Genomic DNA, 13,872 nt, shown 5'->3' with positions numbered 1-13,872 from the left:
TGTCCCGAAAATCAGACTAATGCAAGTTTCTTGCCAAAAGTTCGAACTTTTTTCACAAAATCGATGATTCTTTAATGCTTTACTGTGTGATCTATGTTACGATGAAGGTCAATCGCATAGTTGAAAGCGATCTCATTTTGAAAGGAACGATTGGTATGTCTGATTTAACACATAGATGGAGAAACAAAAAAATACGTGAACAGGTTGCCGTAGTAGACCGTAAAAAAGCGCCGACGCTTGTTTTGAAGAATGCGCGTTATCTTCATTCAGCTATGAAGCGCTGGCTGCAGGGAAACATCTGGATCTATGAAAACCGTATTGTCTACATCGGAGACGACCTTCCGGACCATGCGGATGAGATCGTTGACTGCACCGGAAAAACGATCGTGCCCGGCTATATTGAACCGCACGTTCACCCCTTTTTAATTTACAATCCAAAAACCTTTTCCGAATATGCGGCAAAGCGCGGAACGACCACTCTTATCAATGACAACTTGATGATGATGCTGGCCCTTACAAAAAAGAAAGCGTTTTCTTTAATTGAAGAGCTGAATAAGCAGCCGGTTTCGATGTACTGGTGGTGCCGGTATGATGCCCAAACCGAAATTGAAAATGAAGATGATGTTTTTGCAAACGGCACGGTAAGTGCCTGGCTGAAAAATGAATGTGTCATTCAAGGTGGTGAATTGACCGGCTGGCCCAAGCTTTTAGATGGAGACGATATGATGCTGTATTGGATGCAGGAAACAAAAGCAGCTAATAAGCGGATTGAAGGGCATTTCCCTGGTGCCTCGGAAAAAACATTGACGAAGATGACCTTGTTTGGAGCGGACGGCGATCATGAATCGATGACTGGAGAAGACGTAAGAAAGCGCCTGATGAATGGCATGATGGTCACACTCCGTCATTCATCCATCCGTCCGGATCTTGAAAACCTGCTGACAGAGATGAAAGAGCTTGACCTCGATCAGTACGACATGATGATGCTGACAACAGACGGTCCATCGCCTGTTTTTTGTAAGGACGGGCTGACCGATAAATTAATCCGCATCGCCATCGAAAATGGGGTGCCGCCTATCGATGCATATCATATGGCGTCATATAACGCTGCTCGTTATTATCGCATGGAACATATACATGGCATGATTGCACCTGGACGCCTGGCAAGTGTAAACATTTTAACAAGTGAATTTGACCCAACACCGGAAGCAGTGCTGTCAAGAGGCGTGTGGGTGAAAAAAAGCGGCCAGGAAGCGAGTCCATTCCCGCCTGTTGCCTGGCAGCGGTTCGGGCATACGAAAATGCGGCTCGACTGGGAACTACGGGAGGATGATTTGCAATTTTCGATGCCGTTTGGTATAGAAATGGTCAACAATGTCATCACCAAGCCATGCAGTGTCGTGAAAGATGTGGCTGGAGAGCATTTTTATATGGAGCATGACCAAAATTACCTCGTTCTCCTCGATTACGAAGGAAAGTGGCGGGTAAACACAACTATCAAAGGATTTGCTACAAACGTGCAGGGATTTGCCTCCTCGTTTTCCAGCACGGAGGATATTGTTTTGATTGGTTCATCCAAAGAGGAAATGAAGCGGGCATTTAACCGGGTGAAAGAACTGGGCGGAGGCATTGTGCTCGCAGAGAACGGGAAAATCATTCATGAAATCCCGCTTACACTGTCCGGCATCATGTCGGATCAGCCGTTTGAAACGGTAATGGAACAAGAAGCCAGGCTGCGGGAACTGCTGTCAGCGCGCGGCTATCCATATGAAGATCCCATCTATTCACTGCTGTTTTTAACGTCCACTCACCTGCCTTATATCCGCCTTACCTCGCAGGGGATATATGACGTTATGAAGAAAACGATACTCTTTCCAACGATAATGCGTTAAAATAGTAAAGTAAAACTATTTTCGGAGTGTCGATATGAGAAAAAAATGGATGGCAATGGCTGCAGCAGCCGTTTTAATCAGCGGATGTTCAAGTGCCGAGCCTGCCAGCAAGAATGAAAAAAGTGAGCTCAATCCTTTAACAGGCATTCAATCATCAGATAATGCACACCGGGCTGTAGCGGTCGTGATTAGCAATCATCCGTCAGCCCGTCCACAGACGGCTCTTGAGAAAGCGGATATTGTATATGAAATTTTGACAGAAGGCGGCATCACTCGTTTTTTAGCCATCTATCAAAGCGAATATCCAGATAAAGCGGGGCCTGTCCGGAGCGCACGCGATTATCTTGTCGAGCTTTCTAAGGGGTACGATGCACTGTTTTTAGCCCACGGCTATAGTCCAGAAGCGCAGGAGATGCTGCTGTCCGGTGAAGTAGATCAGGTTAATGGTATCCAGCATGATGGCGATGTGTTTAAGCGGGACCCGTCCCGGAAAGCACCTCATAATTCATACGTAGATATGAAGGAAGCGTTCCATGTTGCGGAAGAAAAAGGCTACAGCTTAAATGACGCGCCGTCGCGGCTGGCTTTTTTATCGAAGAAGGAAGCAGCGTCGTTGACCGGTGACCCGGCAGAAGCGTTTTCTATTCGGCCGTCATCAAATGATTTATTCGAATCAAGATATGAGTATGATGGCGATCAATACCGCCGGACGATAGATGGGGCAGAGATCAAAGCAGATAATGTTTTTGTCATCGAAGCGGACCATCGTGTTGTCGATGCAAAAGGGCGTCTGGATATTGATTTAACCTCTGGTGGAGATGCGTTTCTTTTTCAAGAAGGTGTCATGAACCTGGTGAAATGGCGCAATCAGGATGGACGAATCGTGCCTAATACAGAAAGCGGTCCTGCTTTTGTAACAGGAAAAACGTGGATTCACGTAGTGCCGGCCTCAAGAGGATTAAATAAAGCAGTAAAGGTAGAAATAGATGGTGAAGGGAATGGAAGTTGATTATGCAGATAGATAAGTTGCGGGGGAGGGAGCTGGACCAGCTGTTTCAAGCTGTCCTCTCGCTGAAGGATCTGGAAGAATGCTATCGATTTTTCGATGATCTGTGCACAGTAAATGAAATTCAGTCACTGGCCCAGCGTCTTGAAGTAGCACGGATGCTTCAAGAAGGCAAAACCTATCATAAAATTGAAACGGAAACCGGTGCATCAACCGCTACTATTTCCCGTGTGAAACGATGCTTAAACTATGGAAATGACGGCTATGAATTCGTGTTGAAGCGCGTGTACGATAAAGAATAAAACAAAAAAGCAGCTCTTTTAAGAGCTGCTTTTTTCTGTATACAGAGAAGGCTTTTTTAAAAGAGTATAAATAAGGAAGCGGAACGAAACCGTTTCGTTGAACGAATGAAGCGGGCGCTGTTTCATGATATAATACGAAGTTGTAGTTGAATGAATGGAGGCAGTGCACATGTATGATGTTCGCGAATGGCGGCATGTGTTTAAATTAGATCCGAATAAACCGATAGATGATGAATTGCTCGAACGTGTATGCGAATCTGGAACGGATGCTATTGTAGTAGGCGGTTCAGATGGCGTTACGCTGGATAATGTACTGGACTTAATGGTACGGGTGCGCCGCTTTCCGCTTCCGTGCGTGCTGGAAGTATCGTCACTTGAGATCGTAACGCCGGGCTTTGATTTGTATTTGATTCCAACCGTTTTAAATACGAACCGGGCCGAATGGATTACCGGCCTGCACGTGGAAGCGATGAAAGAATACGGCGATTTAATGGACCCGGGTGAATTGATTGTAGAGGGCTATTGTATTGCGAACCCGGACTGCAAGGCAGCGAAACTGACTGGTGTTTCCGAGAAGCCGGATACCGAGGATGTCATTGCGTATGCACGTCTGGCCGGCCACTTATGGAAGCTGCCTGTTTTTTATTTGGAATACAGCGGCACGTATGGTGACGTTGAAGCCGTGCAGCAAGCGGCCGATGTATTAAAAGGAACCGAAACCGTGTTTTTCTACGGAGGCGGTATTCAAACAGCCCAGCAGGCGAAAGAAATCGGGCAGTATGCGGATGTAGTCGTTGTCGGAAATGCGGTTTATGAAAAGCCGGAAGAAGCATTAAAAACCGTCGCGGCGGTTCAAAAATAGTGTATAATAAAGAACAAATGTTCTAAATGGTGGTGGCAGGATGCAATTTTTAACAGATCGATTATTAAACGGCTTGAATCCACAGCAGCAGGAAGCCGTTAAAACAACAGAAGGGCCGCTCCTGATTATGGCTGGAGCGGGCTCAGGCAAAACCCGGGTGCTGACACACCGGATTGCCTATTTAATTGTTGAAAAAGAAATCAATCCCTATAACATTTTGGCGCTTACGTTTACCAATAAAGCGGCGCGCGAAATGAAAGACCGGATTGGTGCGCTGCTCGGCGGTGCAGCTGAAGAAATCTGGATGTCGACATTCCACTCCATGTGTGTGCGCATTTTGCGCCGGGATATTGACCGGATTGGCTACAGCCGGAATTTTACGATTTTAGATACAGCAGATCAGCTTTCGGTCATTAAAAGCATTTTAAAAGATTTAAACATTGATCCGAAAAAGTTTGATCCGCGGGCGCTGCTTGGCGCGATCAGCTCGTCTAAAAACATTTTAGTGGATGCGGCGGCGTTTGCGCGCCAGCAGGGCGGCTATATGGATAAAGTCACGTCTGATGTGTACACGGAATATGAAAAGCGCTTAAAGAAAAACAATGCGCTTGATTTTGACGATTTGATTATGCTGACGATCCGCCTGTTTGAGCGGGTGCCGGAAGTATTGGAGTTTTATCAGCGCAAATTTCAGTATATTCACGTGGATGAGTATCAGGATACGAATAAATCGCAGTACACCCTTGTGAAGCAGCTGGCGAGCCGTTTTCAAAATTTGTGCGTAGTCGGCGACAGTGATCAGAGCATTTATCGCTGGCGCGGTGCGGATATTGCGAATATTTTATCTTTCGAAAAAGATTATCCGCATGCAAAAGCGATTATTCTTGAACAAAACTACCGGTCAACAGGACGGATTCTACAGGCAGCGAATGAAGTGATTGAAAACAATTCCAACCGAAAGCCGAAAAAGCTTTGGACTGAAAATGTGGATGGGAAAAAAATCGCTTATTTCCGGGCTGACAGCGAACGGACAGAAGCTGAATTTGTGGCCGGTAAAATAAAAGAGCTTTCCGCCACGGGAAGAAAGCCGTCTGATTTTGCTGTTTTGTACCGCACAAATGCCCAGTCGCGTTTGATTGAGGAAACACTGATGAAGTCAAACATTGACTATACGATCGTCGGCGGTATTAAATTCTATGATCGGAAGGAAATTAAAGACCTGCTCGCGTATTTGCGCTTGATTGCAAACCCGGATGATGATATCAGCTTGTCGCGTGTCATTAATGTGCCGAAGAGGGGCCTCGGTTCCACGTCACTTGATAAAATTGCCCGCTACGCGCAGGAAAACGACATTTCCATGTTTAGAGCTCTTGCAGAAGTCGATTTTATTGGTTTAAGCGGTAAAGCGGCGAATGCAGCAGCTGATTTTCGTGATCTGATTCATGCTTATACGCAGCAGCAGGAATACTTATCTGTCTCCGAGCTTGTAGAAGAAGTGATTGACCGGACCGGGTACGTGGACATGCTTGCAGCGGAAAAAACAATTGAAGCGCAGACGCGGATTGAAAATATCGAAGAGTTTTTATCTGTCACAAAGTCTTTTGAAGAATCAAACGAAGACAAAACGCTTATTGCTTTTTTAACAGATCTGGCGCTTGTTGCGGATATCGACCAGCTCGGCAAAGAAGAAGGGCCGGCAGAATCCGTCGTCCTTATGACGCTTCATTCCGCGAAAGGGCTTGAATTCCCCGTTGTATTCCTGATTGGGCTGGAGGAAGGCGTCTTTCCTCACAGCCGCTCGCTTATGGATGACGAGGAAATGGAAGAAGAACGCCGTCTTGCGTATGTCGGGATTACCCGTGCGGAAGAAGAGCTGTATATGACCAATGCAGAAATGCGGACACTATACGGAAAAACAAACATGAATCCTGTATCGCGCTTTATCAGCGAAATTCCAGAGGATCTGCTTGAATCAGAGAATCCGAAACGACAGCCGCGAAAAGCGATGCCGTTTGGCCAAAAAACACGTCCGGCTGTAACACGCCCGCAAACAAGTGCGGCGGCAGGGCTGGAGTGGAGGGTTGGCGATAAAGCGGCGCATAAAAAATGGGGAACAGGAACCGTTGTGGCGGTAAAAGGAAACGGCGACAGCACAGAGCTGGACATTGCGTTTCCGAGTCCAACCGGCATTAAGCGGCTTCTTGCACAATTCGCACCGATTGAAAAGATATAAAAACCGGTTTAAAGAATCGAAGGCCGCACACGCCGCGTCCTGCGGCAGCGCCTTTGTAACCCAAGTGATGTGAACACCGGAAAAGGAGATTGTATATGGATATAAAAACAGCCGAACAGCGTGTGAAGGAACTGCATGACACGCTGAATAAATACAGCTATGAATATTATGTAATGGATCAGCCTTCGGTGCCAGATTCAGAATACGACCGGCTGTTAAAAGAGCTGAATGACATTGAAGCGCAATTTCCACAGCTGCAAACACCGGACTCACCGACGCAGCGTGTCGGCGGAGCGGTTCTGGATGCTTTTCAAAAAGTGCGCCACGATACGCCGATGCTTAGTCTTGGCAATGCCTTTAACGAAGAAGACCTGCGGGATTTTGACCGCCGCGTCCATCAGCTTGTCGGCCACGCCGATTACTCTTACGTATGCGAACTGAAGATTGACGGGCTTGCTGTTGCGCTTAAATACGAGAATGGAATGTTTGTGCAGGGCGCTACACGCGGTGATGGAACAACAGGAGAAGACATTACAGCAAACTTAAAAACGATTCACTCCATTCCACTTCGGCTGTCCGAGCCGCTTACAATGGAAGTGCGCGGCGAAGCTTTTATGCCAAAGCAGTCATTTATCGCCTTAAATGCGATTCGCGACGAAAAAGGGGAAGAGCCGTTTGCCAATCCGCGGAATGCAGCAGCAGGGTCTCTTCGCCAGCTGGACCCTCGCATTGCCGCTTCGCGGAACCTTGATATCTTCTTGTACGGCATTGCGAACCCGGGACCGCTTGGAATCAGCACGCATAGCGAAGGGCTGGATCTGCTTGATACGCTTGGTTTTAAAACGAATAAAGAGCGACGCGTATGCCAAACGATTGAAGATGTGCTCACCTATGTCGAGGAGCAGTCTGAGAAGCGGGCGAAGCTGCCGTATGAAATTGATGGAATCGTCATTAAGGTGAATTCGCTTGACCAGCAGGACGAGCTTGGATTTACAGCGAAAAGCCCGCGCTGGGCCACTGCTTTTAAATTTCCGGCAGAAGAGGTTATCACAAAGCTTGTAGACATTGAGCTGAGTGTAGGACGCACAGGAGTGGTTACGCCAACGGCCATTTTACAGCCGGTTCGTGTTGCAGGCACAACCGTCAGCCGTGCTTCACTTCATAATGAAGATTTAATCCGTGAAAAAGACATCCGGATCGGTGATATGGTTGTGGTGAAAAAAGCCGGCGATATTATTCCGGAAGTGGTCAGTGTACTGGCCGACCGCCGCACTGGTGAAGAAAAAGAATTCCGCATGCCGGAAGTGTGTCCGGATTGCGGCAGTGAACTGGTCCGCCTGGAAGAAGAAGTGGCGCTTCGCTGTATAAACCCGCAGTGCCCGGCTCAAATCCGCGAGGGTCTGACGCACTTTGTGTCGCGTAATGCGATGAATATTGAAGGGCTCGGCGAAAAAGTAATTGCACAGCTGTACCGTGAAGAACTGATTAAAGATGTAGCAGATTTATATACGCTTCAACGGGAGGATTTGCTGAAGCTTGAGCGAATGGGAGAAAAATCGGTAGACAATTTGTTATCCGCTATTGAAGCGTCCAAAAACAACTCGCTAGAACGGCTTTTGTTCGGTCTTGGCATCCGTCATGTCGGCGCAAAAGCAGCAAGAATACTGGCGATGGAGTTTGGCACAATGGACCGCTTAAGAGAAGTGACAGAAGAAGAATTGACGGCTATTCATGAAATTGGCGGCAAGATGGCGGATGCAGTTGTGACGTACTTCCAGCAGCCGGAAGTAGCCGAGCTGATTGAAAAGCTGAAAGCAGCAGGCGTCAATATGTCCTATGATGGACCGATTCGCCCGGCAGTTGCAGAAGGAGAATCTCCTTTTGCCGGCAAGACGGTTGTGCTGACAGGAAAGCTGATCCAGCTTACGCGTAATGAAGCCAAGGAACGAATTGAAGCGCTCGGCGGGAACGTCACCGGCAGTGTCAGTAAAAAAACAGATCTTGTGATTGCGGGAGAGGAAGCGGGTTCGAAGCTTGAAAAAGCGGAAAAGCTCAGCATTGAAGTTTGGGATGAACAACGGTTTATGGATGAACTTACAAAATAAGAGGTGGCTTTTTTGAAAAAGAAATGGGTCCTGGCGGCAGTATCCGCCATGCTGCTTATGGGTGGATGCGCGCCGGCGCTGCAAAACAATGATGAAGTAACACAGGGAGATGGAGAGGAAAAAACATCTGTTATTCCAACCTACCAAATCTCAGACAGTTATTACCGCACGATCGTACCGTTTGAACCGGGTAAAGCGCGTGGCCTTGTCGTTTCCAATTTAAACACACGCTATGATATTGCTGAATTTGAAACGGGCTTAATGCGGATTGCACAGGAGAATTTTTCTCCAGAGCAATTTTTCTTTCAGGAGGGACAGGTGCTGGATGAAGATGTGATCCGGTCCTGGCTGAGCAGAAAGTATACAGATGCACAGTTGAAAGAAAACGAGCTGAAAGCAAAAGAGAATCTTGGGCTGAATCCAATAGATACAGGGGAAGGGTCCGTTGATGAAAGAAACGAAAGAGCACCGATTTACTTGGCTCATATTATGGAGCAGGACTATTTAACGAAAAAAGAGGATAACTCTTTGCAGCTGGACGGCATGGTGATCGGGCTTGCGCTTAATTCCGTTCATTATTATCAAAAGGAAGAATACGGCGCACAGTACGAATTTAAAATGGATGACGAAACGGTTGAAAGAGAAGGCAAGAAAATTGCTGCAGAAGTAGCTTCGCGCCTTCGTGCGATGGACAAAACAAAAAACATTCCGATCACGATTGCTTTATTTAAGCAGGCGCCGCAAAACTCGGTAACAGCAGGGAATTTTATTGCTTATACCCATCTTGATGCAGGTGATGCGGATATATCCGACTGGAAAGCGATCAATGAAAAATACGTATTGTTCCCATCCAGCTCTGCAGAAGAAGACCACCGGGAAGACTCTACGTATTTCGCTAACTTTAAGCAGGATATTGAATCTTATTTTGACGGCACAAACGGTGTAATTGGACGCGGACTTTACAGCGGGGAAGAGCTGACAAGCTTGAAAATTGAGATTCCAATTCAGTTTTACGGAAAAGCGGAAGCGATTGGCTTTACGCAGTATGTAACCGGCCTTGTGATGGAGCATTTTCCGGCATACATTCCGGTTGAAGTAAGTATTACGTCAACAGGCGGCCCGGAAGCGCTTATTGTGAAGGAAGCAAACGCGAAAGAACCATACGTTCATATTTACGAATAAGGAAGAACCTGATTTCATCCAGCTGGGTGAGATCAGGTTTTTTTATTTGCCTCAACAAAAAAAGTTGCACATGAGCAACATATGGCATACACTAATAAAAAAAAGATGGAGGAGGGCGCAAATGGATGAGAATGTACTGCTGGCCATCGGTTTAACATTATTTGCTGGTCTCGCAACAGGTATTGGCAGTGCGCTGGCTTTTTTCACATCGCGTACAAATACAAAGTTTCTCGCCTGGGCGCTTGGGTTTTCAGCGGGTGTGATGATTTATGTCTCGATGATTGAAATTTTTGTAAAAGCGAAAGATGCGCTTGTTTTAGAGCACGGTGAGAAAACGGGCTATTGGCTGACCGTCATCGGCTTTTTTGCCGGCATTGTGGTCATCGCCTTGATCGACAAGTTTATTCCGTCAACCGGAAATCCGCACGAGACGAAAACAGTAGAAGAATTTCATGAAGAGCCGGAGCAGGATGAATACGCCAAGCTCAAAAAAATGGGGATTTTCACCGCGATCGCCATTGCCATTCACAATTTTCCAGAGGGCATTGCAACTTTTGCATCGGCCATTCAGGATCCAGCTCTTGGTATCGCGATTGCAGTGGCAGTTGCCATTCATAATATTCCAGAAGGCATTGCAGTGGCTGTACCTCTTTACTTTGCCACAGGAAGCCGCAAAAAAGCGTTTAAATGGTCCTTTTTGTCGGGCCTCTCAGAGCCGGTAGGAGCGCTTGTAGCCTGGATCGTTTTAATGCCTTATTTAACGGATACGATGTTTGGCATGATTTTCGCTGGTGTTGCCGGTATCATGGTATTTATTTCACTTGATGAACTGCTGCCGGCTGCCCAAAAGTACGACCAGACACATCTCGCCATTTATGGGATTGTCTCCGGGATGGCGGTTATGGCGCTCAGCTTATTGCTTCTTTTATAAAATGAAAAGCTGGAAGAATTTATTCTTCCAGCTTTATTTTTTGAATTTTTTAAAAAATGGGTTGGCAAGAAAAATATTCTGTTATATAATACAAATTGTATTAAACAATCTGTTTTATAACAAAGGGGATGTTTTAAAATGGGGAATACGGATCAAGCACGGGTGAATCAGCTTCAACAATCATGGAAAAACGATGCTAGATGGAAAGGGATTGAACGGCCTTATTCGGCAGAAGAAGTGATCAAGCTTCGCGGCTCCATCGATATCGAGCATACATTGGCTCAGCGCGGCGCTGACAAACTGTGGAGTCTGGTAACAGGAGAAGGCTTCGTGAATGCACTCGGTGCCCTGACAGGAAACCAAGCTGTACAGCAGGTGAAAGCAGGTTTGAAAGCGATTTATTTAAGCGGCTGGCAAGTCGCTGCCGATGCCAATCTTTCAGGCCATATGTATCCCGATCAAAGCTTGTATCCGGTAAACAGCGTGCCGAATGTGGTAAAACGAATCAACCAGGCGCTTCAGCGTGCTGACCAGATCGCGCATATGGAAGGTGATCATTCCACTGATTATTTCGCTCCAATTGTAGCCGATGCTGAAGCTGGCTTTGGGGGACAGCTTAATGTATTTGAATTGATGAAAGGGATGATTGAAGCGGGTGCAGCAGGTGTTCACTTTGAGGATCAGCTTTCTTCTGAGAAAAAATGCGGGCATCTCGGGGGGAAAGTACTCCTGCCGACACAAACGGCTGTACGAAACTTGATTGCGGCGCGCCTTGCAGCAGATGTAATGGGGACGCCAACGGTTTTAATCGCACGTACAGATGCAGATGCAGCGGACCTGATCACAAGTGACATCGATCCGGCTGATGCTCCGTTTATTACAGGTGAACGCACATCTGAAGGCTTTTTCCGGACGAAAGCGGGCCTTGATCAAGCCATTGCACGCGGTCTTGCCTATGCGCCATATGCAGATATGATCTGGTGCGAGACATCGGAACCGAATCTGGAGGATGCACAGCGCTTTGCGGATGCGATTCATGAAAAATTCCCGGATAAATTGCTTGCGTACAACTGCTCGCCTTCCTTTAACTGGAAAGCGAAACTTGACGATGAAACCATTGAGAAATACCAAGTGGAACTTGCAAAGATGGGTTACAAATTCCAGTTTGTTACACTTGCTGGCTTCCATACGTTGAATTACAGCATGTTCCAGCTTGCGAGCGGATATAAAGACCGGGGAATGGGTGCTTACTCGGAACTTCAGCAGGCGGAATTTGCAGCGGAAAAAGATGGATACACAGCAACCCGGCACCAGCGTGAAGTAGGGACTGGCTATTTTGATGCCGTGTCGATGACGGTAACAGGAGGACAGTCTTCTACAACGGCATTGAAAGGGTCAACAGAAGAAGAACAATTTCAAACAAACTGATCAGCCACGAACAAAGGGATTTGTCTTGCATTGGGGGATGCAAAATAGATAAGAACCGCCTTCATTTTGGAGGGCGGTTCTTCTTTTTGTTCACGCGGGCTGAAATCATGGTAAAATAGACTTTGTGCAATTATTAGCGTACAAATTTTTTACGGAGGTGGATTCCATTGACGCGAATTTCAGAAGAACAAGTCCGGCACGTGGCCCATTTGGCGCGCCTTGCGATTACGGACGAAGAAGTGCATACATTTACAGAACAGCTCGATGCGATCATTACATTTGCCGAGCAGCTGAATGAACTAGATACATCAAACGTGCAGCCGACATCACACGTTTTAAATATGAAGAATGTATTGCGGAAAGACGAATCGGCACCAGGACTAGACCGGGAAGAAGTATTGAAAAATGCACCGGATCAGCAGGACGGCCAAATTCGGGTTCCGTCTATTATCGAGTAAGGAGGAGAGACCGTGTCATTATTTGATCACAAATTAACCGAGATTCAATCGATGATCGACAAAAAAGAAGTATCGATTCCGGATCTTGTGGATGAATCATTCAAACGCATCGCCGCTGTAGACGGAGATGTAAAAGCATTTCTTGCATTAGATGAAGAGCGTGCCCGCAAGCAGGCGGAAGAAGCACAAGGTGCAGGAAAAACCGGTATTTTATCAGGGATTCCGATTGGCATAAAAGATAATATCGTTACAAAAGGACTCCGCACGACTGCTGCCAGCCAAATCCTTCACAACTTTGACCCGATTTATGATGCAACCGTGGTAAATAAGCTTCGTGAAGCCGGAACAATTACAGTCGGCAAGCTAAACATGGACGAATTTGCGATGGGCTCATCAACGGAAAACTCAAGCTTCCAAAAAACACGTAACCCATGGAATTTAGCTCACGTGCCAGGCGGTTCATCAGGCGGCTCTGCTGCGGCTGTTGCAGCAGGCGAAGTACCGTTTTCACTTGGCTCAGATACAGGCGGATCGATTCGCCAGCCGGCTTCTTTCTGCGGCGTAGTCGGCATGAAACCTACATACGGACGCGTATCCCGCTTTGGTTTGATTGCTTTTGCATCGTCTCTTGACCAGATTGGGCCTATTACACGCAACGTAGAAGACAATGCACATCTTTTAGAAGCGCTTGCTGGCGTTGATCCGTACGATTCAACTTCGGCGAATGTGCCGACCGAAAGCTTTGCTGCCGGATTAACAGGCGACATTAAAGGCTTGCGCATTGCTGTACCGAAAGAATACCTTGGAGAAGGTGTTTCAGAAGAAGTAAGACAGTCTGTTCTTGCGGCGCTGAAAGTATTGGAAGGGCTTGGTGCTACGTGGGAAGAAGTATCTCTTCCGCATTCAAAATACGGCGTGGCCACGTACTACCTGCTCGCGTCATCTGAAGCGTCATCCAACCTGGCCCGTTTTGACGGTATCCGCTACGGCTACCGTGCAGAAGGCGCAGAAAACTTAATCGATTTATACAAAAAAACACGTGCAGAAGGATTCGGCGACGAAGTAAAACGCCGTATCATGCTTGGTACATTTGCGCTAAGCTCAGGCTACTACGATGCGTACTATAAAAAAGCACAGCAGGTTCGCACGCTTATTAAAAAAGATTTTGAAGATGTGCTTGAAAACTACGATGTCATTATTGGCCCGACAACGCCAACACCAGCGTTTAAAATCGGTGAAATTATTGATGATCCGTTAACAATGTATGCAAATGATATTTTAACGATTCCAGTAAACCTTGCCGGCGTACCGGGTATTTCTGTTCCATGCGGATTCGCAGAAAACGGCTTGCCGCTTGGTCTTCAGATTATTGGACGTCATTTTGATGAAAAGAACGTATACCGTGTTGCGCATGCGTACGAGCAGGCAACTGATTTCCATAAAGAAAAGCCAAAGCTGTAAAGGAGGGGACCA

11 protein-coding genes are annotated in these 13,872 nt (G+C 46.8%); all 11 read left to right on the top strand.

What is annotated here, in order from left to right; all coding sequences use genetic code 11:
* The first annotated feature begins 155 nt into the window (after window positions 1–155).
* Complete coding sequence (locus tag M3221_RS15550) at window positions 156–1,892, top strand: adenine deaminase C-terminal domain-containing protein (protein WP_251272653.1); 1,737 nt, start codon at window positions 156–158, stop codon at window positions 1,890–1,892.
* A gap of 34 nt (window positions 1,893–1,926) precedes the next feature.
* Window positions 1,927–2,901: a DUF3048 domain-containing protein gene (locus M3221_RS15545; protein ID WP_251272652.1), complete on the top strand. Its 975-nt coding sequence runs from the start codon at window positions 1,927–1,929 to the stop codon at window positions 2,899–2,901.
* A gap of 2 nt (window positions 2,902–2,903) precedes the next feature.
* Window positions 2,904–3,200, top strand: a complete 297-nt coding sequence (locus M3221_RS15540; protein WP_242233935.1) for a YerC/YecD family TrpR-related protein — start codon at window positions 2,904–2,906, stop codon at window positions 3,198–3,200.
* 169 nt (window positions 3,201–3,369) lie between these two features.
* Window positions 3,370–4,062, top strand: a complete 693-nt coding sequence (pcrB, locus tag M3221_RS15535) for a heptaprenylglyceryl phosphate synthase (RefSeq protein WP_251272651.1) — start codon at window positions 3,370–3,372, stop codon at window positions 4,060–4,062.
* 40 nt (window positions 4,063–4,102) lie between these two features.
* Window positions 4,103–6,295 (top strand): DNA helicase PcrA, encoded by a 2,193-nt coding sequence (gene pcrA / locus M3221_RS15530; RefSeq protein ID WP_251272650.1) that lies wholly within the window; start codon window positions 4,103–4,105, stop codon window positions 6,293–6,295.
* Between the two features lie 95 nt (window positions 6,296–6,390).
* Window positions 6,391–8,400 (top strand): NAD-dependent DNA ligase LigA, encoded by a 2,010-nt coding sequence (gene ligA, locus M3221_RS15525; protein ID WP_251272649.1) that lies wholly within the window; start codon window positions 6,391–6,393, stop codon window positions 8,398–8,400.
* Between the two features lie 12 nt (window positions 8,401–8,412).
* Window positions 8,413–9,582, top strand: a complete 1,170-nt coding sequence (locus M3221_RS15520; RefSeq protein ID WP_251272648.1) for a CamS family sex pheromone protein — start codon at window positions 8,413–8,415, stop codon at window positions 9,580–9,582.
* Between the two features lie 121 nt (window positions 9,583–9,703).
* Window positions 9,704–10,513, top strand: a complete 810-nt coding sequence (gene zupT, locus M3221_RS15515; protein ID WP_251272647.1) for a zinc transporter ZupT — start codon at window positions 9,704–9,706, stop codon at window positions 10,511–10,513.
* Between the two features lie 138 nt (window positions 10,514–10,651).
* Entirely contained in the window at window positions 10,652–11,941 is a 1,290-nt protein-coding gene (gene aceA / locus M3221_RS15510) for an isocitrate lyase (protein WP_251272646.1), read from the top strand.
* A 167-nt stretch (window positions 11,942–12,108) separates the two neighbouring features.
* On the top strand, window positions 12,109–12,399 hold the full coding sequence (gatC, locus tag M3221_RS15505) for an Asp-tRNA(Asn)/Glu-tRNA(Gln) amidotransferase subunit GatC (protein ID WP_242233929.1): 291 nt from the start codon (window positions 12,109–12,111) through the stop codon (window positions 12,397–12,399).
* Window positions 12,400–12,411: 12 nt separating this feature from the next.
* On the top strand, window positions 12,412–13,860 hold the full coding sequence (gatA, locus tag M3221_RS15500) for an Asp-tRNA(Asn)/Glu-tRNA(Gln) amidotransferase subunit GatA (RefSeq protein WP_251272645.1): 1,449 nt from the start codon (window positions 12,412–12,414) through the stop codon (window positions 13,858–13,860).
* Window positions 13,861–13,872: the final 12 nt, after the last annotated feature.

Source organism: Domibacillus indicus, assembly GCF_023715895.1.
Lineage (GTDB): Bacteria > Bacillota > Bacilli > Bacillales > Domibacillaceae > Domibacillus > Domibacillus indicus_A.
Note: the sequence above shows the minus strand (reverse complement) of the source record. Positions and strands in the feature narration are given on the sequence as shown.

Excerpts from the sequence above, each read along its gene's own strand:
- zupT (WP_251272647.1), top strand. The coding sequence starts at position 9,704 with ATGGATGAGAATGTACTGCTGGCCATCGGTTTAACATTATTTGCTGGT.
- pcrB (WP_251272651.1), top strand. The coding sequence starts at position 3,370 with ATGTATGATGTTCGCGAATGGCGGCATGTGTTTAAATTAGATCCGAAT.
- M3221_RS15550 (WP_251272653.1), top strand. The coding sequence starts at position 156 with ATGTCTGATTTAACACATAGATGGAGAAACAAAAAAATACGTGAACAG.
- ligA (WP_251272649.1), top strand. The coding sequence starts at position 6,391 with ATGGATATAAAAACAGCCGAACAGCGTGTGAAGGAACTGCATGACACG.
- aceA (WP_251272646.1), top strand. The coding sequence starts at position 10,652 with ATGGGGAATACGGATCAAGCACGGGTGAATCAGCTTCAACAATCATGG.
- M3221_RS15545 (WP_251272652.1), top strand. The coding sequence starts at position 1,927 with ATGAGAAAAAAATGGATGGCAATGGCTGCAGCAGCCGTTTTAATCAGC.
- M3221_RS15540 (WP_242233935.1), top strand. The coding sequence starts at position 2,904 with ATGCAGATAGATAAGTTGCGGGGGAGGGAGCTGGACCAGCTGTTTCAA.
- pcrA (WP_251272650.1), top strand. The coding sequence starts at position 4,103 with ATGCAATTTTTAACAGATCGATTATTAAACGGCTTGAATCCACAGCAG.